The sequence below is a fragment of the Actinoplanes palleronii genome (genome assembly GCF_016862315.1).
Classification (GTDB): Bacteria; Actinomycetota; Actinomycetes; order Mycobacteriales; family Micromonosporaceae; genus Actinoplanes; species Actinoplanes palleronii.
Genome location: NZ_BOMS01000165.1, coordinates 14,645 through 37,212 on the forward strand (window position 1 = coordinate 14,645; position 22,568 = coordinate 37,212).

Here is a 22,568-nt window from a genome sequence, read left to right on the forward strand (position 1 = left end):
GACGCCGTACGGACATTGTCGTACCCGTGTGGCAGGGTTTAGCGCGTGACTCGACCACTGCTCGCCGTCGACGCCCCGAGCCTGTATTTCCGCGCGTTCCACGGCATCCCGGAGAAGGCCGCGCAGACCGAGGCCGGTGAGCCGGTCAACGCGATCCGCGGGTTCCTCGACATGATCGCCCAGCTGGTGCGGACCCGGCGGCCCGACCGGCTGGTCTGCGCGCTCGACGCCGACTGGCGGCCGGCCTGGCGGGTGGCGCTGGTGCCGTCGTACAAGGGGCATCGGGTCGCCCACGGTGACGTCGAGGAGGTGCCGGCGTCGCTGGAGCGGCAGGTGCCGGTGCTGCTCGAGGTGCTCGCGGCGGTCGGCATCCCGGCGTTCGGCGTGCCGGGGTATGAGGCCGACGACGTGCTCGGCACGCTCGCGGCGACCCAGCCCGCGCCGGTCGAGGTGGTCTCCGGCGACCGTGACCTGTTCCAGCTGGTCGACGACGCACGCGGCACCCGGTTGCTCTACTGCGGGCGCGGCGTCGCCAAGCTCGAGGACGCCGACGAGGCGCTGGTCCAGGCGAAATACGGGGTTCCGGCGCGGTATTACGCGGACTTCGCGGCGATGCGGGGCGACGCCAGCGACGGGCTGCCCGGGGTGGCCGGCGTCGGCGAGAAGACCGCGGCGCGGCTGATCGAGCGGTATGGCGGGATCGCCGAGATCATGACCGCGCTCGACGACCCGGAGTCCGGGTTCGCGCCGGGCGTGCGCACCAAGCTGAACGCCGGGCGGGACTATCTGGCGAAGGCCCTGCCGGTGTGCCTGGTGGCCCTCGACGTGAAGCTTCCGGAATTCGATCCGGCCCTGCCGAAGGCGCCCCGCGACCCGGAGGCGCTGCTGGCCCTGGCCGAGCGGTGGAACCTGGCCGGCTCGGCCCGCCGCCTGGTGGATGCCCTGGCCGGCTGATCCCCGCCGGGCGCGCGGCGTGTTCCGGGACTCCGCAGGAGCGAGAGGTGCGCGGCGTGTTCCGGGACTCCGCAGGAGCGAGAGGTGCGCGGCGTGAGTGGTGAGCGGGTGGCGATCGTCACCGGGGGCGGGTCCGGGCTCGGCCGGGAGATCACCGGCGGGCTGGCACGCGCCGGGTTCGCCGTGGTGGTCGCGGATGTCGACCTGGCCGCCGCCGAGGAGAGCGCACGGGCGGCCGGGCGAGGTTCCCTAGCGATGCGGGCCGACAATCCGGGAGCCGGAGCAGGCCCGGGGCGTGGTGGACGCCGCGGTCGCGCGGGGTGGGCCGCACGTGCTGGTCAACAACGCGGGCGGGTGGACGGCGGGCGAGCAGCAGTACCCGTGGGCGGCTCCGGACGACTGGATCGCGAGCATCGCACTCAACCTGACCGCGCCGATGCTGCTCACCCAGCTGGTGCTGGAGCCGATGCGGCGGCTGGGCGGGGGCGCGATCGTCACCATCGGGTCGAGTGCGGGCTCCGGCGAGGCCGCCTACGGTTCACCGGAGTACGCGGCCACCAAGGCCGGGCTGGTGCGCCTCACGACGAGCCTGAGCGGGCTGGACGCCGAGCACGGCGTACGCGTGATGTGTGCCGTCCCGGATTGGATCGGCCTGGAACGGGCCCAGGCGCAGCTCGCCGCGCGGACCCCGGCCGATCGGGCGGCGACGCCGCCGCTGATCCCGCCCGCCGACGTGGTCGCCGTGGTGCTCGACCTGATCAGCACCGGACGCGGCGGCACCGTCGTCGAACTGTGGGGCGGCCAGGAACCGATCACCCGGCAGCCCGGCTGAGTCAGCGGCGGCCCAGGCGCCGTTCGCCGCCCGCACCCGGCACGTACGGCAACCCGTAGTGGGCGAACACCGTCGGTTCGTCCACCGCCGTCAGCTCCCCGTCGACGTCGATCGACGGCGCTTCCCCGGCCAGCTTCTTCGGGAACTGGACCCGCAGCGCGTCCGGTTTCACCGTCGCGCCGGCCAGCGGCACGAAGACCAGCCGGTGCCGGCCGATGAAGCCGACCCGCACCGTGATGAAGGACGGCTCGTCGCTCGCGGTGTCGACGTACACCGCCTCCAGCTCGCCGATCTTGTCGCCGGATGGGTCGATGACCTTGTGGCCTCGCCATTCACGCAGGTTCTCCGCCGGAAACATGCCCCAGGTGTGCCCGGCCGTCCGTCCGGCGAAACGCGACAGGCAAAGGGTCAGTGTTGCCAACCGGGTGCGACCCTGCGCGCCACACTCAGATCGGGCCCGTCCGCCCCGATAACGCGAGTGCTGGACCCACTCACCGAACGGAGTAGGCATGACGACGCGTACCGCTCGCGCGTGCTTCGGCGCCTGGATCCTGGCGCTGGTCGTCCTCTACTACGCGTTCCCGGACGCCCACCTGTACACCTGGGCACTACTCGGGTACTCGTCGGCGGCCGCGATCCTGGTCGGCACCCGGCTGCACCGGCCGGACCGGCGCCTGCCCTGGTATCTCACCAGCGCCGCGCTGGCGTTCTTCACCACCGGTGACACCTGGTACAACCTGATCCTGGCGGTCGGCCGCCGGCCCGGCTTCCCGGGGCTGGCCGACGTCTTCTATCTGCTCGTCTACCCGCTGCTGACCGGCGCGTTCCTGCTGTTCATCAGGTCCCGCTCGGGCCGCGGGGACAACAGGGCGGCGCTGCTCGACGCGCTGGTGCCGACCGTCGGCCTGGGCCTGCTGGCCTGGGTGTACTGGATCGCCCCGTTCACCCGGGCGCAGGACCTGAACGTGCTGGAGAAGGTCGTCTCGATCGGCTACCCGCTCGGCGACGTGCTGGTGCTCGCGATGATCCTGCGGATGCTCGCCGCGATCGGCACCCGGCCGAAGGCGCTGACCAGCCTGGCCGTGGCCATGGTCGGCCTGCTCGTCTCGGACATCTTCTACGGGCAGTCCCAGCTGCGCAGCGACTGGACCCTGGGCGGGCCGGTCGACCTGGGCTGGATCGTGTTCTACGCGATGATGGGCTACACCGCGCTGCAGCCGTCGATGCGGCAGATGACCGAGCCGGCCGAGCGGTCCCGCGTGGTGATGGGCCGGCACCGGCTGGGCTGGCTGACCGCGGCCGCGCTGATCGCCCCGGCGGTGCTCTGCCTGGAGTACGTCCAGGGCCGGCCGGCCGAGATCGCCCGCGGCGGCATCGTCGACGCGCCGATCATCGCGGCCGCCGCGGCCGTGATGTTCCTGCTGGTGCTGGCCCGGGTCGCGGACCTGGCGCTGGCGCAGCGGCAGGCCGGCGCCCGGGAGCGGGCGCTGCGCGAGGCCGGCGCCCTGCTCTTCACCGCCGCCACCGAGGACGACGTGATCGAGGCGATCCGCCGGGCCGTCGACCGCCTGATGCCGCCGAACCAGGCCTACCACCTGGAGCTGACCAGGCCGGTGCCCGGCCACGCGGACGTGTCCGTGCAGTGGCGGGCCGCCGCGGACCTGCCCGAGGGCGTCGGCGCAGGCGGGTTCCCGCTGGTGCTGTTCGCCACCCAGCCGCTGCCCGGTGGCACCCGGCACGGCCAGATGATCGTCGGCGCCGCCGAGGACGTGCTGCACGCGCTGCGGCCGGCGCTGGAGACCCTCGGTGCGCAGATCGCCGTGGTGCTGGAGCGGATCTCGCTGACCGCCGAGGTCAACCAGCGGGACAGCGAGGCGTACTTCCGCACCCTGATCCAGAGCACGGCCGACGTGATCCTGATCCTCGACGAGCAGGACGCCGTCCGGTACGCCAGCCCGTCCGCGACCAAGCTGTTCGGCGCGATCGTCGAGGCCGGCACCCCGCTGACCGCGCTGATCACCGCGGACGGCCAGGACGCGCTGCGGGACGTGCTCGCCCGGCTCGAGCGCGGGAACGGCGACCTGAACGGCGTCGAGCTGACCGCGCAGGGCCCCGGCCGCCGCCAGATGCTGATCGAGTGCGACCTGCGCAACCTGCGGGACGACCCGACCGTGGCCGGCCTGGTGATCACCATGCGCGACGTCACCGAGCAGCGCCGCCTCGAGGACGACCTGACCCATCAGGCGTTCCACGACTCGCTGACCGGGCTGGCCAACCGGGTGCTGTTCCGCAACCGGCTGGAGCAGGCGTACATGGTCGCCGAGCGGGACGGCGCGACGCTGGGTGTGCTCTTCGTGGACCTGGACGACTTCAAGGAGGTCAACGACACCCTCGGGCACGCGATCGGCGACCAGCTGCTGCTCGCCGTGGCCCGGCGGATCTCCTCGATCATCGGGGCCGGCAGCACCGCGGCGCGGATGGGCGGCGACGAGTTCGCCATCCTGGTCGAGCAGGCCGACAGCGCGGACGCCGCCGAGGACGTGGCGGCCCGGATCGTGACCGCGCTGAACTCACCGCTCGAGGTCCCGGACGGCGAGGGCAGCACCCACCTGGTCAGCGGCGCGGTGAGCATCGGCGTCGCCACCAACCGGGACGCGGACGGCGCCACCGAGCTGCTCCGGCACGCCGACCTGGCGCTCTACCTGGCCAAGGGGATGGGCAAGGGCGACTGGCAGCGGTACCAGAGCGACCTGGCGAGTGCCATGGTGCAGCGGCTGGAGATGCGTACCCAGCTGCACGAGGCGATCGAGGACGAGCAGTTCATGCTGCAGTACCAGCCGATCGTCGAGCTGGCCGACCAGCGGGTCACCGGCGTCGAGGCGCTGGTCCGCTGGCAGCACCCGACCCGTGGGCTGCTCGGCCCGTTCCACTTCGTGGAGGCGGCCGAGGAGAGCGGCGCGATCGTCGGGATCGGCGCCTGGGTGCTGGGCGAGGCGCTGCGGCAGTTCGCCGCGTGGAAGGCCGCCGACCCGGACACCACGCTGCGCTACGTCAGCGTGAACGTGTCGCCGCGGCAGTTCCGCGCCGCCGACTTCGTCGAGCAGGTCCGCGCCGCGCTGATCGAGGCGGACGCGCGTCCCGAGTGGCTGCTGCTGGAGATCACCGAGAGCCTGGTGCTCAAGGACGCCGACAAGGTGGTCCAGGATCTGCGCGCGTTGCGCGCCATGGGGGTCCGGGTCGCGATCGACGATTTCGGTACGGGGTACAGCTCGCTCAGCTATTTGCGGCAGATGCCGGTGGACGTCCTTAAACTGGACAAGTCGTTCATCGACGACATTCTGACCAGTCGACAGCAGCACGCGCTCGTCGACGCGATCGTCACCCTCGCCGGTAACCTGGACCTGGCCGTGGTGGCCGAGGGCATCGAGGAGCCCGGGCAGATGCTCGCGCTGGACGCCATGGGCTGCCACTACGGCCAGGGGTACCACTTCGCCAGGCCGCTGTGGCCGGCCGACATCCCGGCGATGACCGCGTCGGTCCGGCCGGCCGCGGTCAGCGCGTGAGACCTGGGGCCGCCGACCACGTAACGATCCACCGTAGGCATGGGAAGTCCGGTTAATTCTTGACTGTCGGTAACCGAACACTCACTGACAGGGTGAGCGCGGTGCTTATCCACTGGCGCGACCGGCCGGGAGGGGGCAGGGTCACAGGGGTGCTGAACAATCCCGTGTGGGCCGCCCTCTCCGGACCGCAGGCCGGCTATGCCGAAGCTGCCGGAGACGCCGCCCGATACCAGCCCGAGATCTCCCCGTTCTGCGCCGTGAGCGACCCGGCCGACCCCGAGGCCTGGCGTGACCTGGGCACCCTCACCGACCACGCGCTGCTCGTCGGCCCGGCGCTCAGCCCGCCGCCCGGCTGGGTGCTCGAGGAGCGGACGATGGGCGTGCAGATGGTCGGCACCGCGATGACCGCGGTCGCGGACCCGGAGGCGGTCCCGCTCACCGAGCACGACGTCCCGGAGATGCTGGAGCTGGTCGCGAGAGCCCAGCCCGGCCCGTTCCGCAAGCGCACCATCGACCTCGGCCGCTACTTCGGCATCCGCAGCGCGGACGGCAGGCTGATCTCGATGGCCGGCGAGCGGATCCGGATGCCCGGCTGGACCGAGGTGTCCGCGGTCTGCACCGACCCGGAGTTCCGTGGCCAGGGCCTGGCCGCCCGCCTGACCCTCGCCGTCGCGGCCGGCATCCTGGCCCGCGGCGAGCTGCCGTTCCTGCACACCGTGCACGACAACGAGAACGCGATCCGCCTCTACGAGCGCCTCGGCTTCAACCACAGCGCCAACCTGGTCTTCGCCTCGTTCCGCCACGTCCCCACCGCCTGACCCGCGCCGCCCAGAGCCGCCCGGGCCGGGCTGCGGCCGCGCGCCCAGGAACTCGGCTGGTCCTGAGGGGTGCCTCCGGATGCGCGAGACACCCCTCAGGACCAGCCGGGGTCGGGAGCCGCGCCGCGGCCGGGAGTGGCTGCGGCCTCGCGGTGGCCTCACGGGCGGGACGTGGCTCGTAGCCTACGGACGTGCGCTCCCCATTCGTACGATATGGGGTTAAATCTGGCCGTGATTCGGCGGTGAGATGTCGGAGAGTTCATACGCCGCGATGTGGTGATATTTCCAGTCCAGGGGGTCGTGGACGCTGTGCGTGCGGGCGTTGCGCCAGTGTCGGTCCAGGTCGTGCTTGGCGGCGGCCGCGCTGGTGCCGCACATCGCGAACAGCTCCGAGCCGGCCTCGACCGCGATCTCACTGCCGAACGCCTTCGCGGCCGCGACGGCGAGTGAGCCCCGTGCCGCGGCGTCGGCGTCCGCCGGGGTCAATGTCACTTCCTCGAGGGTACGAGCGGCGGAGTCGAGCAGCGCCTCGGCTGCCCGGATCCGGGAGGCGAGCCGGCCGTAACGGTGCAGGACGTGCGGGTCCTCGGCAGCCGACCCGGCGCCGTAGCGGACCGCCTCGGTGGACGGGCGCGCCGTGGTCCGCAGGTACTGCCGGGTGTCGGCGAGCGCGGCGCCGGCGATCCCCACCTCGATCGCGGCGTGGTAGAGCTGGGCGCGGGCGCCGAGCTGCTGCGGCACCTGGTAGGCCCCCGCGTAGTCGATCCGCAGCCCCGGCTCGACCGGCACGTTCGTGAACGTGGCCGTGCCGCTGATCGTGGCCCGTTGCCCGATCACGTCCCAGTCGGTGTCCACGGCCACGCCCCCGGCGTCCCGGGCGACGAACGCGAGGACCAGCCGGCCCTGCTCGTCGAGCGCGCTGACCGCGATCCACGCGCTGGTCAGGGCACCGGTGGTGTAGTACTTCACGCCGTCGAGCCGTCCGCCGGTGATCTTGGTGCGCAGGTCCTGGGCGTGTTTCCCGCCGCGCTCGGCGAGCGCGTTGCCGAACCGGCGGCCGGCCAGCACCTCGCCGAAGAGCCGCTTACGGGCGTCCGCGCTGCCGTGCACCGCCAGCACGTCGACCAGCAGGAAGTGCGCCTGCGGCACCTGCGCGACGGACGGGTCGGCGGCCGCGACGATCCGGGCGACCTCGGCGAGGGTGCGCGGGCCGAGACCCGGCCCGCCGTCGGTGGCCGGGACCGTGACGGCCAGCAGGCCGGAGGCGTCGAGAGCGGCGAGGGCGTCGGACGGGATCACCGTCGCGCCGTCGCGGTCCCGCTGGATCGCGCCGGGGGTGAGCTCGGCGGCGAGCCGGTGGGCGGCGGTGACCGCCTCGTCGTGCGTCTGGGGAACGGACATCCACCGATCCTACGATCGGCGGCCTTTCTCAAGTGACCCGCTCCGCGACCGATCAAACGCAGGTCACCGCGGCGGAGGGAGGGCAAGTGCGTATCTGGACCAAGCGTGTTCCGACGGTTCATCTGGTGCTGGGGCTGCTCTACGCCGCCATGCTGGTCCTGTCCGGTGCTCTGTCCGACAACGAACATGTCGGCCAGGGCGCCCGGATGGTCTTCGGGACGATCGGCCTGGTCGCGGCGCTGCGGGCGGCCCGGGAGCCGGCGCTGCTCCCCCGGCTGCGGCAGGCGTGGCGGGCGATCGCGGTCTGCTTCGCGGTGCTGGTCGCCTCGCCGCTGCTGATCGCCGCGCTGCGCCCGGCCGGGATCGAGGTCGCCGACGACGTCACGCACATCGCGTTCGTGGTGGCCCTGCTCGTCGCGCTGCAGCGGTTCCCGCTCGCCGCCACCAACCGCCGGGACTCCTGGAAGACCGCGCTGGACGCCGGAACGGTACTGGTCAGCGGCACGGTGCTGCTCTGGTACACGTCGTTCGGCCCGTACGTCGACACCCACGGCCTGTCCCTGAGCGTGGTAGCCGCCGGGGTCTACCCGATCGTCGACCTGGCCCTGCTCTTCCTGATCGCCCGCGGACTGCTGCGCGGCGCCGACCAGTCCGCGCTCCGGCCGATGCGGCTGCTCGCGGCCGGCACGCTGGTGCTGTTCGCCGGCGACGGCGTGCACGGATACCTGCACGGGCACAATCAGATCGAGATGCACTCCTCGTGGCAGTTCGTCTGCTGGCTGACCGCCGACGCGCTGCTCGCCGCGGCCGCCGCCGAACAGTGCCGGACCCTGGCCGCCGGCCCGCGCGAGATGCGCGACGGCACCCGGTTCGGCAAGCACCTGCCGTTCGTGGCGGTCGCCATGGCACACGCGTTGATGCTGGTCGCGGCGTTCCACGAGGGTTCGCTCTACCCGTGGGGCGGGCTGGCCGTCGGCGGGACCGTCCTCAGCGTGCTGGTGCTGTGCCGGCAGACGCTGGTGCAGCGGGAGAGCGACGAGCAGGCGCTGACCGACGGACTTACCGGGCTGGCGAACCGGTCCCGGTTCCGGTTCACGTCGTACCGGAACCTGGCCCGCGCCGCCCGCACCGGCAAGCACTCGGCCGTCCTGGTGATCGACATGAACGGCTTCAAGGAGGTCAACGACACGCTCGGCCACCACTCGGGTGACCTGGTGCTGATCGAGTTCGCCAAGGTGCTCCGCCAGTGCGTGACCGCGCCGGGACTGGCCTGCCGGATGGGCGGCGACGAGTTCTCCGTGGTCCTGACCGATCTCGACTACCCGGAGCAGGCGTATGAGGTGGCCGGTCGGATCGCCGCCGTGATGGGCCCGGTGCTGATCGGCGGCACCCTGATCTCGCTGGCCGCCAGCATCGGGGTGGCGGTGTCCGCGCCGGGCGAGCTCACCCACGACGAGATCGTGCACCGCGCGGACCTGGCGATGTACCGGGCGAAGGCCCTCGGCCCGGCCACCCGGTGGGCGATCTGGCAGGAGTCGCTGGAGCCTCAGCCCGCTGCGGCCTGAGGTCCGCTCCGCTCCCGACCGCTTTTGACCGGTACGCGCGAGGTCGCTTCGGCTTTCGAGCTCATACGGTACGGATACGGAGCGCTCGTCCGCAGGCTACGAGCCGCGTCCCGTGGTGGTCTCGCGCCGGGCCCGCGCGGGTCACGGCCGCGGCCGCGTCTTGCGCTCCGCGAGGCTCATCACGCGAGGCGGCCGCTGCTCGCGGCCACGGCGCGACTCCCGGCGGTCAGGCGGTTCAGGGCGGTAGGGGCACGCGGTCAGGCGGTTCAGGGCGGTAGGGGCACGCGGTCTGGCGAGTTCAGGGCGGTAGGGGCACGCGGTCGGGGATTGCGTGCGGGTGGCGCCCCTATGAGGGCGGCGGCAGGACGCGATGACGCAGCGCGGACGTTCACCGCCCCACCACAGCGGGGCGGCGGCGGGTGGGTGGTTCTGCGAGGGTGGTGATCTCGGCGGCGGGGCGCGCGGCACCGGCGGGACCGGTGCGGAATATCGCGCGCATCCGCTCACCGCGGGACCGGGCGGAAATCGCGCATCCGTTCGCCGCCGGGCCTGGGGTGGGGCAGGCGCGGCTCGCTGAGCTGGGCGGAGGAGTGGTGATGGCGAAAGAGCAGCGGCTGGCCGGGGGTTTCGACGGCGGCGCGGTGCGGGTGGGTGGCACCGTGCGGCGGGGTCCCGGGCCGTGGACTCCGGCGGTGCACGCGCTGCTGCGGCATCTGGAGGCGACCGGATTCGATCAGGCGCCGCGGGTGCTCGGCTTTGATCAGCAGGGGCGGGAGACGCTGTCGTTCCTGCCCGGCGCGGTGATCGGGACGGCGCGGCCCTGGCCGGGGTGGGCGCACAGCGACGAAGCGCTGCGGCAGGTGGCCGGCTGGGTGCGGGACTATCACGCCGCGGTGGCCGGCTTCGTGCCGCCGGCCGGGGCGGTCTGGCGGGAGGGCGGCAGCTGGCGTCCGGGACTGATCATCGGCCACAACGACGCGGCACCGTACAACGCGGCATGGTCCGACGGGCGGCTGACCGGGTTCTTCGACTGGGACCTGGCCGGGCCGGCCGAACCCGTGGCGGATCTGGCGTTCGTCGCGTTCGCCTGGGTGCCGCTGCACCGCCCGGGAGGTGGTGGCGGCCGAGGGGTTCACCGCGTTCGCCGACCGGCCGCGTCGGTTGCGGTTGTTCCTGGACGCCTACGGCTGGGCGGGTGACCCGGCCGGCTTCGTCGACCTAGTGCGGGATCGGGTGACCGAGACTGCCCAGCGACTCCGGCGGACCGCGGCGGCCGGCGACCCCACCTACCGCGCCATGCTCACCGCCGGCGTCGACACGTCCTTGGACACCGCGGTCCGCGAACTGGCCGACTTCCCCGCCTGACCACCCTCCCCCTACGCATGGCGCGCACCGCAGCCTGGTCGACTCCAGCTCGCATCCAGCAGCCCGCCCGCCGCCCGGTCCCGGCTGGCACTGACGGCTGCCTCACAGCCCACGACACAACCCTGGGCGCCAGCCGAAAACGCGCGGCTGGCGCTGAGGGGTGCCTCACGAGCCGCGAGACACCCCTGGGCGCCAGCTGGGGTCGGTGGGGCGGGACTGGGCTAGCGGGGTAGGTGGTAGAGGGTCAGGGCGGCAAGGGATGGGGCGTCTGCCAGCCGGCCGGTGTGGATCATCTTGGTGAGTTCCGCGTCGGTGACCGGGCGGTGGGTCATGTCGGCCTCGGTCGGTTCGCGGTTGGGGGTGCCCTCGGTCAGGTCGGTGGCCAGGTAGACGTCGAAGGCCTGCGTCGAATAGCCGTAGGCCTCATACAGGTGACCGAGATGGGTCATCGAGCCGGCGCGCAGGCCAGTTTCCTCGGCCAGCTCCTGCCGGGCCAGGGCGAGCTGGTCGCCGCCCTGGCCGCCGCTGCCCCAGCTGCCCTGGGGGAACTCCCAGGCTCGGCGGCCGATCGGGTAGCGGAACTGTTCCACCATCCAGAAGCCGTCCCGCCAGCGGGGCAGCACCAGGGCGAAGTCGGGTTTCTCAACGACGCCGTAGATGCCGGGGGTGCCGTCCGGGTGGCGGACCTCGTCCTCGCGGACGGTCATCCACGGGTTGCGGTAGACGACTCGGCTGCTGAGCTGTTCCACGGAGGTCTCCTACGAGTGGGCCGGTGGGCGGTTGACCAGGACTCGGGCCAGGATCGCGGTGAGCACTCCGGCCAGTACGACGGTGAGCAGGCCGACCCGGAGGCTGGTGAGGTCGGCGACCACCCCGACGATCGGCGGTGAGAGCAGGAAGCCGCCGCGGAGCAACCAGCTCACGATGGTGAGGCCGGTGCCGGGCGGCAGGCCGGGAAGTTCGTCGGCGGTGTGCATCGCGGCCGGGACCAGGGTGGCGACACCGAGTCCGGCCAGCGCGAACCCGGCCAGCGCGGCCGGGACCGACGGGACGGCCAGGGCGGCGCCCATGCCGACGGCGGCCAGGGCGCCGCCGACCCGGACCACGGTGCGCTGGCCGAACCGGTCGACGACCCGGTCACCGGTCAGCCGTCCGGCGGTCATGGCGACCTGGAGGGCGACCACGGCCAGGCCCGCGGTGGCGGCGGAGGCGTGCAGGTCGGTCAGGTACAGCGCGCCCCAGGAGGAGCCGGCGTCCTCGACCAGCGCGCCGCAGGCCGCGAGCACGCCCAGCGCCGCGAGCATCCGCAGGGCCGCGCCGCCGAACGACCGCCACCCGGCGCGAGGTTCGGCCGGGGCCGCGGAAGACGCGACGGTCGCGGCGCGCGGATCGGCCGATGCCGCGGAAGGCGCGGCGGCGAGAAGCGGGTCGGCCGGGGGCGAGGGAGGCGTGGCGGCGGCGGGTTCGCCGATGGGGGCGGTGACGGCTTCCGGGGTACGTTCGGCGTCCTCCGGGCCGGGCAGTGTGAAGCGGTAGGCGACCAGGGCCACCAGGCTGAAGAGGGTGGCCGAGATGGTCAGGTGGACGGCCAGCGGGAGGTCGAGGCCGGCCGCGGCGGCGCCCATCATCCCGCCCAGGACGGCGCCGATGCTCCACACGCCGTGCAGGGAGTTGACGATCGAGCGGCCGTAGAGGCGCTGGACGCGCAGGCCGTGACCGTTCTGGGCGACGTCGACGATCGAGTCGAGGGCGCCGACCACGAACAGCACCGCGGCGAAGACGATCCAGTGCGGGGCGAACGGGATGAGCAGCGTGGCCGCGGCGGTCAGCACGATGCCGAACGAGGCGACCCGGGCCGAGCCGAACCGGCGGATGGCGGCGCCGGCCAGCAGACCGGCGAGCAGCGCACCGACCGGGAAGGCGGCCAGAGACGCGCCGAGCAGCGCGTTGCTGAGGTCGAGGTCCGCTTTGATCTGCGGGTATCGCGGAACGACGTTGAAGAAGACGGCGCCGTTGGTGAGGAAGAGGGCGGCGACGGCGGCCCGGGCCTGACGGGCCTGACGGGTGGGGCCGGTCGCGACGGTGCTGGACACAGCGATCTCCGGGATGGTGGAACGGGTGGGGCAAGGGAGTGTCCGGGTGGGACGGGCAAGGGAGTGGTCAGCGGAGGTAGCGCTCGATCGCGTGCCGGATCTGGTCGGGGGTCATCGGGTCGGTGGAGAGCGCGCTGTGCAGCACCAGCCCCTCGATCAACGCGTCCACCTCACGGGCCGTGGTCGGGTCGAAGTGGCGTTCCAGCGCTCGGCGGCTGCGCTGCATCCAGCCCTGGGTGACCGCCCGCAGGGCCGGGTTGCGGGCCGCGGCGACGTAGAGCTCGACGGCCAGGACCAGGTCGTCCGGGGAGCCGAGCAGGTCGTCACGGACCAGGGTGATCACGGCTTCGATCGCGCCGTCGCGGTCGGTGGCCGCGCCCAGCCGCTCGTCGAAGACCTTCGCGGCCGCCTCGGCATGCCGGGTGAACGCCTCGGCGAGCACCTCGTCGAGCGAGCCGAAGTGGTAGGTCATCGAGCCCAGCGGGACGTCCGCGGCCCGGGCGATCTCCCGGTGCGTGGTGCCGGCGACACCCCGCTCGGCGATCACCCGCAGGGTCGCGTCGATCAGCCGGTCGCGGCGGCCCGGATCATGGCGCCGAGACCGCCGGGCGGGCGCCGGATCCCCCGTGGCGCCGGGTCGATGGACAGGCACAGGATCCCCCGCGGCGCCGGGCCGATGGACAGGCACAGGATCCCCCGCGGCGCCGGGCCGGCGGGAGGGAACCGGGTCGGCGGTCATTCCGGGGTGATGGTGCGGATGATCCGGGCCGGGTTGCCGGCCGCGACCACGTTCGCCGGCAGGTCCCGGGTGACCACCGAGCCCGCGCCGACCACGGTGTTCTCCCCGATGGTGACGCCGGGCAGGACGATCGCGCCGGAGCCGAGCCACACATTGTCGCCGATCACGATCGGTTTGGCCGCCTCCCACTTGTCGCGGCGCGGGCCGGGCTCGATCGGGTGCGTCGGGGTGAGCAACTGGACGTTCGTGCCGATCTGCACGTCCGCGCCGATGGTGATCGGGGCGACGTCCAGCGCGATCAGGCCGAAGTTGGCGAACGTGCGCGCGCCGATCCGCAGGTGCGAGCCGTAGTCGACGCGCAGCGGCGGGCGGATCTCCACGCCCTCGCCGAGCTCACCGAGCAGATCACCGAGCAGACGGCGGCGCTCGTCGAAGTTCCGGATCGGGGTCGCGTTGAACTCGTCGGTCAGGTCCATGGCGCGCAGGGCCGCTTCGCCGAGCTCCGGGTCGTCGGCGATGTACAGGTCACCGGCGAGCATCCGCTCACGCATGGAACGCGTGTCAGGAGACGTGGTCATGCGTACGAGCGTACACATGATGCGTACGCCCGTACATAAAAGTTCCGGAACCTCGCCGCCGGACCGGCACCCACCTCGGTCGTGACCTGCATCGATGCCGCAAGGGTCGCCGGAACCGGTTCCGGCGGGATATTGACACCGCTTCACGGCGAGTTCACAGTGTCCGGCAAGAGAGCGTTTTCACAGCTTGTTCCCCAGGTGGAAACCGCTTCGTCACATCCTCCAGGAGTCCCCATGTCGATGCCTGCTGCCCGAAAACACCGACCCCTCAGACGCCTGCTGACCGCGACCGCCGCCCTCACCGGCCTGGTGGCCGTGCTGCTCTCCGCACCGAGCGGCGCGCAGGCCGCGGAAACCCTCGTCTCGCAGAACAAGCCCGCCACCGCGTCGTCGTCGGAGTGGGCCGGCACGCCGGCGAGCGCCGCGGTCGACGGCGACAACGGCACCCGCTGGTCGAGCGCGTTCGCGGCCGCACAGTGGTTCCAGGTCGACCTCGGCGCGCCGACCGCGGTCAGCCGGGTCGCGATCAACTGGGAGGGCGCGTACGCGAAGGCGTTCACGATCCAGCTCTCCACCGACGGCAGCGCGTACACCCAGGCCTACGCGACCACCACCGGCACCGGCGGCGCGCAGAGCATCCCGCTCTCCGGCACCGCCCGGTACGTGCGGATCAACCTCACCCAGCGGGCCCTGGACATCTACGGCTACTCGTTCTGGGAGTTCCAGGTCTTCTCCGGCGGCGGCACCACCACGCCGGGCGCGCGACTGCTCTCCTACGCGAAGCCGGCCCGCGCCTCGACCGAGCAGAACGACGTGAACTGCAACCCGTGCACCGCCGACAAGGCGTTCGACAACGACCCGGCCAGCCGCTGGGCGACGAGTTCGACGAACGGCTGGGTGGACCCGGGCTGGATCCAGGTCGACCTGGGCGCCACCGCGCAGGTCAGCCAGGTGGTGCTGCAGTGGGACCCGGCGTACGCGAAGGCCTACCAGATCCAGGTCTCCGCCGACGCCGTGAACTGGACCAGCATCTACTCCACCACCACCGGTGACGGCCTCAAGGACGTCATCAACGCCACCGGCACCGGCCGTTACGTGCGGATGTACGGCACCGCCCGCAGCAGCGCCTACGGCTACTCGCTCTGGGAGTTCAGCGTCTACGGCACCGGCGGCAACCCGGTCGACCCGCCCGCCAAGCCCGCCGACCCGACCTTCCCGGCCACCCGCCTGGTCTTCGCCGACGAGTTCAACGGCGCGGCCGGGTCCAAGCCGGACACCGCGAAGTGGACCTACGACCCGGGCGTCCCGCAGAACGGCGAGGTCCAGTACTACACCCCGAACAGCGAGAACGCGTCGATGAACGGGTCGGGCTCACTGGTCATCCAGGCCCGCAAGCAGGACTACGAGGGCCGGCAGTACACCTCGGCCCGGATGAACACCAGCAACAAGTTCCACGTCCAGTACGGCAAGGTCGAGGCCCGGATCAAGGTGCCGAAGGGCAACGGGCTCTGGCCGGCGTTCTGGATGATGGGCGCCGACTTCCTCAACGGACGGCCCTGGCCGTACAACGGGGAGATCGACATCATGGAGGTGCTGGGCCGCAACACGTCCGAGGCGTACTCCACGCTGCACGCCCCGGCCTACAACGGGGCGGGTGGATACGGCCAGAAGTACGCGACGGTGGACCTCTCCCAGGACTACCACGTCTGGGCGGTCGAATGGGACAGCAAGGGGATGCGGTTCCTGCTCGACAACCGTGAGGTCTTCTACGCCGCCAAGGACACCGTGGAGAACACCCGCGGCCCGTGGATCTACGACCACCAGTTCTACGTGATCCTGAACCTGGCGGTCGGCGGCGACTTCCCCGGCCCCATCGACGCCACCACCCCGTTCCCGAGCCAGATGCTCGTCGACTACGTGCACGTCTACCAGTAGGTCACGCGCCGGGGCCGGCTCCGGCCGGTCCCGGCAGCAGCTTGTCCAGGTCCGGGGCGTACACCGTCATCCAGTGCGGGCGCAGGCGGTAGTAGACGACCTCGTTGGCCCAGTCGAACGCGTCGTCGCCATAAAATCCTTTGAGGTACGCCAGCAGCTCCGGTCCCGCCGCCATGTCGAGCGTCGCCACCGTGCCGTGGGTGAAGACGCCCAGCTCCTCGCCGCGCAGGTCGGCGACGCTGGCGGCCGGCCGGGCGGCCAGATGGCGGGCCTTCGCGGCCGCCGGCGCGGTGCCGAAGATCCAGACGCCGTGCAGGAAGTGGCCGTCGACGGCGCTGATCCGGGGCTCACCCTTGGCGGTCACGGTGGAGAGCGCGAGCGTGCACATGCCGGTCAGCACCCGGGCGAGCTGCTCGGCGGTGATGGTGCGCTCGGCGACGATCGACTTCAGGTGCGCGGTCGAGCCGGACAGCGACACGTCCAGCAGGCGCTGCAGCTCGGCGAGCTCCTCCGGGGTCTCCCGCATGGTCTCAGCGCGGGGCGCGGCGGTCGGCGGCGGCGTACGAGGCCGCGGCGGTGAGCGCGGAGACGGCGAGGACCGCGGGCCAGGGACCGATCTTCCTGGCCAGGGGGTGTGACAGGCCGAAGGCCCCGAGATACGTCGCGGCCAGCGCGGTGGTGACGGCCGGGCTGGTGCGGCGGGACCACTCCCGGCCGGCCAGCACGCCACCGGCGGCCAGGACGACGGCGCCGAGCGGGCGGATGCCGGTGCGGCGGGCGATCTGCCACCCGCCGATCAGGGAGCCCGCGGTGATCACAGCAGTGGGAACACGCATGGGCCGACCCTACTACCGGCCGCGCGCCGGTTTCGAGGACACCACGCGGTGCCGCGCCGAGACGGTCAGGTCAGGCTGGTGGTGGCCAGGGCCGTCGCGATCAGCAGGCCGAGGCCGTTCGTGGCCCAGTGCAGGGCGGCGGCCGCGAGCAGGCTGCCGGAGCGGCGGCGCAGCTCGCAGAGGAGCAGGCCGGCCAGCGCGGTGAAACCGACCGCGGCCAGCACGGCCAGGACGCTGCCGAGCGGGCCGGAGCCCAGCGTGGCGCCGACCGCCGCGTTGACCTGTGCCAGCCGCAGCGACGGCAGGATGTGCCAGAGTCCGAACAGGACCGACGACGTGATGCTGGCCCAGGTGGCGCCGCGGTGCCGGTTAACCAGCCCGAGCAGCACGCCGCGGAACGCGACCTCCTCGAGCAGCACGGTGCCGAGCGGGACCACGACGAACGCGGTGAGCAGGGCGGCGCCCGGGTGCAGGTGGTAGCGGACGTCGTGGAACGCGATCCGGGTGGCCGGGATCGCGGCGCCGATCGTGTAGACCACCGCGACCAGGGCGACCGCGCCGACGGCCCACTTCACGCCGGGCAGGAACGTGCGCCGGGACAGGCCGAGGTCGTGCCAGGTCAGGCCGGCGTGCCGGGAGATCAGCACCAGGGCCAGGGCGACCACCGGGCCGGCGACCAGGCCGGTGTGGTGCGGGCCGTACTTGTCGGCGACGTTGACCGCGGCCAGGATCACCAGGACCGCGCCGAAGACCAGAGCCAGGCGGCGGCCGGACGGGTGACCGGCGAGCGGGACCGGTGCGGCGGTGAGCGGGACCCGTGCGCCGGCAGGCGGGACCGGTGCGGCGGTGGGCAGAGCGACGGCAGGCGGCGGCGGGAGGGCGCGGGACGGGATCGGCATGGCGGGGCGAAGGCTACCCGGTCGTACCGTCTCGAACCAATTGCGGCAGGTGCCCCGAACGGGTCAGATCTGCGGTTTCGTGATGGTGACCGGCTCGCCCTGACCGGCGAATGTCGTGGTCATGGTGATCGGACCGGGTCCCGGGTTCGCGGTGACGACAACCGAGGTCAGTCGCCCGGCGGTGTCGAGCTCGGCGGTCCAGGTGGCGGTGTCGGAACCGGTCAGGTCGAGGCCGGGCGCGCCGAGCGGGAGGAAGCGCCCGTCGTCGCGGGTGGGGTCGACCGTGCCGGTGAACGTGGCCGGTCCGGTGCGGGTCACCGCGCCGATCACCTTGCTGAGACCGAGCAGGCCGACCGGATCGTACGAGTCGACGCCGAGCAGGAAGCTCTTCGCGTCGAAGAGCGCGAGGGGCACCTGGGACCAGGTCGTGGTCTTGCCGACCCGGGTCCAGGCGTCGTCGCCGATCGTGATGACCTGACCGGAGCCGGCATCCGCACCGGTGAAAGCCTGGTATTCCCGGGTGAACAGCTGCCGCGCCGGGTCGTGGGCGCCGCTGGCCTCGAAGCGCGGCCCGGCGGCCGAGTCGACGGTGAGGAGGTAGCGGTAGGTGCTCGTGCGGAGCTGATCCAGCGCGGTCAGGACGGTGCTGCCTGCGGGCGGGGGCGACGCCTCCGGCGTGGACGGGGCGGGCGTTTCGGGCGCGGACGTCGTGCAGCCGGCCAGCAGGGCGGCCACCGGGGCGAGCAGGACGAGACGGCGGCGCACGGTCATGGTTCCCCCGGGGACATTCACGTGGATGCGTGTGCCGACACCCTAGCCTCACGGGCGGGACGTGGCTCGTAGCCTACGGACGAGCGCTCGGTATTCGTACCATATGGGGTTTGTGGAAACGGCCGCCGTGAGGGGAACGGCGGCCGTGACCAGGGGGAATGTCAGCTGCAGGTGTTGAGCATGGTCTGCAGGGCGGTCTTCTCGGTGGACTGGAGCTTGAGGGCCCAGTAGTACTTGACCGCGATCCACATGCGGGCATAGGTGCACTTGTACGACGACACCGACGGCTGCCAGGTCGACGGGTCCTGGTCGCTCTTCGACTGGTTGACGTTGTCGGTGACCGCGATCAGTTGCGGACGGGTGAGGTCGTTCGCGAAGAGCTGGCGCTTGGCCGTGGTCCACGCGTCGGCGCCGGAGCGCCAGGCCTCGGCGAGCGGGACGACGTGGTCGATGTCGAGGTCGCTGGCGGCGGTCCAGGTGGCGCCGTCGTAGGGCGAGTACCAGGAGCCGCTGGTGGCGGCGCAGGCCGAGCTGACGACCACACTGGAGCCGTCCCGCTTGAGCACCGTCTCGCGGGTGTTGCAGGTACCGCTGATGGTGATCCAGTGCGGGAAGAGATCCCGGTCGTAGGTGCTGGCGTTCGCCTCGGCGGCGACGGTGAGCGAGTTCAGCTCGGTCTGTGCGGTGGCCTTCGTGGGGATGTTCGGCGGGGTGGCCTGAGCCGGGGACGCCAGCAGGCCGGCGGCGATCGCAGCGGTGGCTACGGTCGCCAGGAGACGGGTGACAACGCGCATCTGGTGCTCCCATCGGGGATGAAAACGGGACACCGAAGAATTACGGGAGTTCGACGACCGTGGATGGGTTTTGACGTGAACTCCTTGTTTCCCGCACAAGAAGACCGTTTCGGGCGTGTGTACGGAGAGGAAACATCCGGCCAGGTCATCCCCTAGCCACCCGGACCCGGAAGTAGCCTCAGCTGTCCTGAATTTTCCGAAATAGGAGTTTTCACTGTGGGGTTACCGCGCCGTCGATTCCTGGCCCTCAGCGGAGCCGCGCTGGCCGGAGCCCTCCCCCGGCCCCGGATCGCGGACCCGTTCACGCTCGGCGTCGCGTCCGGCGACCCGCTGCCCGAGGGCGTGGTGCTCTGGACCCGGCTCGCGCCCCGCCCGCTGGAACCGGCCGGCGGCCTGCCACCGGTGCCCTACCCGGTCGGCTGGCAGGTGGCCGAGGACGACCGGTTCACCCGGGTGGTCCGCAGCGGCACCGCGACCGCCGCGCCGGAGTTCGGCCACACCGTCCACGTCGACGTGCGCGGGCTGCGGCCCGGACGCGACTACCACTACCGGTTCCGCACCGGCGGCCACCTCAGCCCGGCCGGCCGGACCCGGACCACGCCGGCCCGGACCTCGTCGCCCCGGGCCCTGCGGTTCGCGGTGGCGTCCTGCCAGTCCTACGCGGACGGTTACTACGACGCGTGGCGGCACGCCGCGGCCGAGGACTTCGACGTGGTCTTCTTCCTCGGCGACTACATCTACGAGGGCGCGATCGACAGCGTCGGCGGCAGCCGATCGGACACCGGGCTGGCGCTGCCGGACACGTTCGAGCTGGAGACCGACACCCTCGACCTGTACCGGATGCGGTACGCGCTGCACCGCACCGACCCGGACCTGCAGGCGGCGCACGCCGCCTTCCCGTGGATGCTGACCTGGGACGACCACGAGGTGCAGGACAACTACGCGGACGCCGCGTCGCGCTTCCCGGACGTGCCGGCGCAGGACTTCCTGGTACGGCGCGCCGACGCCTACCGCGCCTACTGGGAGAACCAGCCGCTGCGCCGGTCACACGCGCCGGCCGGACCGGACATGTCGCTGCACCGCCGGTTCCGCTTCGGCGACCTGGCCGAGGCGTACCTGCTGGACACCCGGCAGTACCGCTCCGACCAGGTCTGCGGCGACAACCTGCGGTCCGGCTGCGCCGATCGGGAGGACCCCGGGCGTACGCTGCTCGGCGCACCGCAGCGCGACTGGCTGCTCGACCGGATGGGCCGCTCCGAGGCCCGCTGGAGCGTGCTCGCCCAGCAGGTCATGATGGCCGAGTGCCGGTACGGCGGCCCGGCCGACCGCCGCGACATGGACAAGTGGGACGGCTACCCTCCCGACCGGCAGCGGATCCTCGAGCAGGCCGCCCGCACCCCCGGCACCGTGGTGCTCTCCGGCGACCTGCACTACAACTACGCCGCCGACCTGCACCTGCGCCCGGACGAGCGGCCGGTCGCCGTGGAACTGGTCGGCACGTCGATCTCCAGCGCCGGGGACGGCAGCGACAGCACGCCGCAGCTGGACCTGCAGCGCGAGTACAACCCGCACCTGCGGTTCGCGAACGCGCAGCGCGGATACCTGCGGTGCGAGCTGACCCGGGACCGGTTGCGCGCCGACTACCGGGTGATGTCGGAGGTCACCCGGCGCGGCGGGACGGTGTCCACCCGGGCGTCGTTCGTGTCCGAGCGGGAGCGGCCGGGGCTGGTGGCGGCGTGATCGCGCTCGGGCTCGTGGCGGCTCTGCTGGTCTCGGTCGATCCCGGCGCCCTGGCGATCACGACCGGGCAGTGCAACGGCAGCGACCTGGTGGTCCGGATGACCAACGACGGGCCGGAGCCGATCTACGCGGACGCGTTCCTGGAGGCGCCCGCCGCACTGCACCTGCCCCGGAAGATGATCTCGAGCTGGCTGCCGCCGGGATACACCCGCAGCGTGCCGGTGGCGGTGCGTGCGGCGCCGGGCACGCCGGCCGGGGTCTATCACGTACGGGTGAGCGGGAGGGACGTGCCGGTGACGGTGCGCGCTCCGGATCCGTCGGCGGATCTGATGCGGCTCGCGTCGCGGGTGAGCGCGTCGTCGGCGCGGGCCGGGTCGGGGGCCTGCGCGGCGATCGACGGGGATCCGGCGACGATGTGGAACGACGGGACCGGGAAGCGGTGGCCGGACTGGTGGCAGATGTCGTGGGATCGTGCGCAGGTGGTCGGCCGCGTGGAGGTGGCGACGACGGCAGTGTGGGGGCTGCGCGACTGGGATGTGCAGGTACTCGGGGCGGGTGGATGGTCGACGGTCGCTTCGGTGCGGGGCAACACTGCTGTCCGAAATTTAGCTATTTTTCCCTCTGAAACCACTAAATCGCTGCGGATCGTCACGCTCGCCGGGAACACCGTGAACGATCAGTCACGCCTGGTGGAGGTGATCGTCTCGGCTCCCTATCCTCAACGGCATGGCTGACGCTGAAGACGTACGCCGGCTCGCGCTGGCACTCCCCGGCGTGGTCGAGATCGCGAGTGACGGCTTCGACTTCCGGGTGGCGAACAAGGGTTTCATCTGGTCATACCCGGAGCGGGTCCCGGGCAAGCCGCGGGTGATCCGCACCGACATCGCGGTGCTCTACGTCGGCGACGAGGCGGAGAAGCAGGCCCTGTTGCTCGGCGAGCCCGACCTGTTCTTCACCACCCCGGGCTACGACGGCTTCCCGCTGGTCATGGTGCGGCTCGCCGCGGTGGACGTGCCGCGCCTGACCGAGCTGGTCACCGACGCGTGGCAGATGCGCGCCCCGGTCACCACCGATCCTGGTGCACCGCCTGCGCCAGTGGACGCCGCCTCCGCCAGCCGTGCCGCTCCAGGTCGGGGACGTCGCTCAGCCGGCTGACCGGGCCCACGCACAGCCAGGCGATGGGCCGGATCCCGTCCGGGATGCCGAGGAGCTTGCCGAGGAACTCCTCGCGGTAGAACGACACCCACCCCACACCGAGTTCCTCCGCGGTCGCCGCCAGCCAGAGGTTCTGCACGGCCAGGCAGGCCGAGTAGAGCCCGGCGTCGGCGATCGCGTGCCGCCCCAGCACGGCCGGCCCGCCCCGCTCCGCGTCGTAGGTGACCACGATCGACAGCGTCGACTCCAGCACCCCGTCGATCTTGATGCGGGCGAACCGGTCGGCGGCCTCGCCGGTCAGCGTCGCGGCGAACACCTCGCGCTCCTCGTGCACGTGCCGGTGGAACTCGCCGCGGATCCCCCGGTCGCGGATCACCACGAAATCCCACGGCTGCGACAGACCGACGCTCGGCGCGGCGTGCGCCGCCGCGAGGAGCCTTTCCAGTACGTCGTCAGCGAGCGGTTCCCCGGTGAACTCGCCGCGCACGTCACGGCGGCGGTGGATGACGTCGTAGATCGAATCCGGCATG

Annotated in this window: 23 protein-coding genes; 11 read left to right on the forward strand and 12 right to left on the reverse strand. The window is 72.2% G+C overall.

What is annotated here, in order from left to right; translation table 11 throughout:
* The first annotated feature begins 45 nt into the window (after positions 1-45).
* Complete coding sequence (locus tag Apa02nite_RS45985) at positions 46-954, forward strand: 5'-3' exonuclease (RefSeq protein ID WP_203830777.1); 909 nt, start codon at positions 46-48, stop codon at positions 952-954.
* A 268-nt stretch (positions 955-1,222) separates the two neighbouring features.
* On the forward strand, positions 1,223-1,786 hold the full coding sequence (locus Apa02nite_RS45990; protein WP_275412910.1) for an SDR family NAD(P)-dependent oxidoreductase: 564 nt from the start codon (positions 1,223-1,225) through the stop codon (positions 1,784-1,786).
* Position 1,787: 1 nt separating this feature from the next.
* Here the strand turns inward: Apa02nite_RS45990 and Apa02nite_RS45995 are convergent, their stop codons facing one another.
* The gene (locus Apa02nite_RS45995; RefSeq protein ID WP_067693571.1) at positions 1,788-2,144 is read right to left on the reverse strand and encodes a PRC-barrel domain-containing protein; all 357 of its coding nucleotides are present in this window, start codon (positions 2,142-2,144) and stop codon (positions 1,788-1,790) included.
* 151 nt (positions 2,145-2,295) lie between these two features.
* Here Apa02nite_RS45995 and Apa02nite_RS46000 point away from each other — a divergent pair, with 151 nt between their 5' ends.
* Both Apa02nite_RS46000 and Apa02nite_RS46005 read left to right on the forward strand, forming a co-directional pair.
* Complete coding sequence (locus Apa02nite_RS46000) at positions 2,296-5,349, forward strand: putative bifunctional diguanylate cyclase/phosphodiesterase (RefSeq protein WP_203830779.1); 3,054 nt, start codon at positions 2,296-2,298, stop codon at positions 5,347-5,349.
* Between the two features lie 149 nt (positions 5,350-5,498).
* Positions 5,499-6,167, forward strand: coding sequence for a GNAT family N-acetyltransferase (locus Apa02nite_RS46005; protein ID WP_203830780.1), 669 nt, complete (start codon positions 5,499-5,501; stop codon positions 6,165-6,167).
* 219 nt (positions 6,168-6,386) lie between these two features.
* Here Apa02nite_RS46005 and Apa02nite_RS46010 read toward each other — a convergent pair whose 3' ends face one another.
* The gene (locus Apa02nite_RS46010) at positions 6,387-7,568 is read right to left on the reverse strand and encodes an acyl-CoA dehydrogenase family protein (RefSeq protein WP_203830781.1); all 1,182 of its coding nucleotides are present in this window, start codon (positions 7,566-7,568) and stop codon (positions 6,387-6,389) included.
* A gap of 86 nt (positions 7,569-7,654) precedes the next feature.
* Here Apa02nite_RS46010 and Apa02nite_RS46015 point away from each other — a divergent pair, with 86 nt between their 5' ends.
* The 3 genes from Apa02nite_RS46015 to Apa02nite_RS52160 all read left to right on the forward strand — a co-directional run bounded on the left by Apa02nite_RS46015 (position 7,655) and on the right by Apa02nite_RS52160 (position 10,498).
* Complete coding sequence (locus tag Apa02nite_RS46015; protein WP_203830782.1) at positions 7,655-9,133, forward strand: GGDEF domain-containing protein; 1,479 nt, start codon at positions 7,655-7,657, stop codon at positions 9,131-9,133.
* Positions 9,134-9,729: 596 nt separating this feature from the next.
* Positions 9,730-10,332, forward strand: a complete 603-nt coding sequence (locus Apa02nite_RS46020) for a phosphotransferase (RefSeq protein WP_203830783.1) — start codon at positions 9,730-9,732, stop codon at positions 10,330-10,332.
* Positions 10,333-10,366: 34 nt separating this feature from the next.
* On the forward strand, positions 10,367-10,498 hold the full coding sequence (locus tag Apa02nite_RS52160; protein WP_275412907.1) for a hypothetical protein: 132 nt from the start codon (positions 10,367-10,369) through the stop codon (positions 10,496-10,498).
* 221 nt (positions 10,499-10,719) lie between these two features.
* On the opposite strand, the gene Apa02nite_RS46025 is transcribed toward Apa02nite_RS52160, so the two are convergent.
* The 4 genes from Apa02nite_RS46025 to Apa02nite_RS46040 form a co-directional block, all read right to left on the reverse strand.
* On the reverse strand, positions 10,720-11,247 hold the full coding sequence (locus Apa02nite_RS46025; protein ID WP_239165038.1) for an NUDIX domain-containing protein: 528 nt from the start codon (positions 11,245-11,247) through the stop codon (positions 10,720-10,722).
* A 9-nt stretch (positions 11,248-11,256) separates the two neighbouring features.
* Entirely contained in the window at positions 11,257-12,591 is a 1,335-nt protein-coding gene (locus Apa02nite_RS46030) for an MFS transporter (RefSeq protein WP_203830784.1), read from the reverse strand.
* A gap of 67 nt (positions 12,592-12,658) precedes the next feature.
* Complete coding sequence (locus tag Apa02nite_RS46035) at positions 12,659-13,243, reverse strand: TetR/AcrR family transcriptional regulator (RefSeq protein WP_239165039.1); 585 nt, start codon at positions 13,241-13,243, stop codon at positions 12,659-12,661.
* An 83-nt stretch (positions 13,244-13,326) separates the two neighbouring features.
* Positions 13,327-13,908, reverse strand: coding sequence for a sugar O-acetyltransferase (locus Apa02nite_RS46040; RefSeq protein WP_239165040.1), 582 nt, complete (start codon positions 13,906-13,908; stop codon positions 13,327-13,329).
* 234 nt (positions 13,909-14,142) lie between these two features.
* On the opposite strand from Apa02nite_RS46040, the gene Apa02nite_RS46045 reads away from it, so the two are divergent.
* Positions 14,143-15,843: a discoidin domain-containing protein gene (locus Apa02nite_RS46045; RefSeq protein WP_203830786.1), complete on the forward strand. Its 1,701-nt coding sequence runs from the start codon at positions 14,143-14,145 to the stop codon at positions 15,841-15,843.
* A gap of 1 nt (position 15,844) precedes the next feature.
* On the opposite strand, the gene Apa02nite_RS46050 is transcribed toward Apa02nite_RS46045, so the two are convergent.
* From Apa02nite_RS46050 to Apa02nite_RS46070, 5 genes are all read right to left on the reverse strand, one after another.
* Positions 15,845-16,369 (reverse strand): pyridoxamine 5'-phosphate oxidase family protein, encoded by a 525-nt coding sequence (locus Apa02nite_RS46050; RefSeq protein ID WP_203830787.1) that lies wholly within the window; start codon positions 16,367-16,369, stop codon positions 15,845-15,847.
* Between the two features lie 4 nt (positions 16,370-16,373).
* The gene (locus Apa02nite_RS46055; protein ID WP_203830788.1) at positions 16,374-16,679 is read right to left on the reverse strand and encodes a hypothetical protein; all 306 of its coding nucleotides are present in this window, start codon (positions 16,677-16,679) and stop codon (positions 16,374-16,376) included.
* Positions 16,680-16,744: 65 nt separating this feature from the next.
* On the reverse strand, positions 16,745-17,578 hold the full coding sequence (locus Apa02nite_RS46060) for a CPBP family intramembrane glutamic endopeptidase (protein WP_203830789.1): 834 nt from the start codon (positions 17,576-17,578) through the stop codon (positions 16,745-16,747).
* A gap of 63 nt (positions 17,579-17,641) precedes the next feature.
* Positions 17,642-18,349, reverse strand: coding sequence for a hypothetical protein (locus Apa02nite_RS46065; protein WP_203830790.1), 708 nt, complete (start codon positions 18,347-18,349; stop codon positions 17,642-17,644).
* Between the two features lie 161 nt (positions 18,350-18,510).
* Entirely contained in the window at positions 18,511-19,143 is a 633-nt protein-coding gene (locus Apa02nite_RS46070; protein ID WP_203830791.1) for an HNH endonuclease family protein, read from the reverse strand.
* 216 nt (positions 19,144-19,359) lie between these two features.
* Here Apa02nite_RS46070 and Apa02nite_RS46075 point away from each other — a divergent pair, with 216 nt between their 5' ends.
* The 3 genes from Apa02nite_RS46075 to Apa02nite_RS46085 are packed head-to-tail and all read left to right on the forward strand — an operon-like array spanning position 19,360 to position 22,038.
* Positions 19,360-20,883 (forward strand): alkaline phosphatase D family protein, encoded by a 1,524-nt coding sequence (locus Apa02nite_RS46075; protein WP_203830792.1) that lies wholly within the window; start codon positions 19,360-19,362, stop codon positions 20,881-20,883.
* Positions 20,880-21,617, forward strand: a complete 738-nt coding sequence (locus Apa02nite_RS46080) for a galactose-binding domain-containing protein (RefSeq protein ID WP_203830793.1) — start codon at positions 20,880-20,882, stop codon at positions 21,615-21,617. The genes Apa02nite_RS46075 and Apa02nite_RS46080 overlap by 4 nt, the downstream gene beginning before the upstream one ends.
* A complete protein-coding gene (locus Apa02nite_RS46085; RefSeq protein WP_067693519.1) occupies positions 21,610-22,038 on the forward strand; it encodes an MmcQ/YjbR family DNA-binding protein in 429 nt (142 codons plus the stop codon). Before Apa02nite_RS46080 ends, Apa02nite_RS46085 begins: the two co-directional genes overlap by 8 nt.
* Here the strand turns inward: Apa02nite_RS46085 and bluB are convergent.
* Positions 21,947-22,567 carry a 5,6-dimethylbenzimidazole synthase gene (gene bluB, locus Apa02nite_RS46090; RefSeq protein ID WP_203830794.1) on the reverse strand — a complete coding sequence of 207 codons (621 nt, stop codon included), beginning with the start codon at positions 22,565-22,567 and terminating at the stop codon, positions 21,947-21,949. The genes Apa02nite_RS46085 and bluB overlap by 92 nt on opposite strands.
* Position 22,568 lies beyond the last annotated feature (1 nt).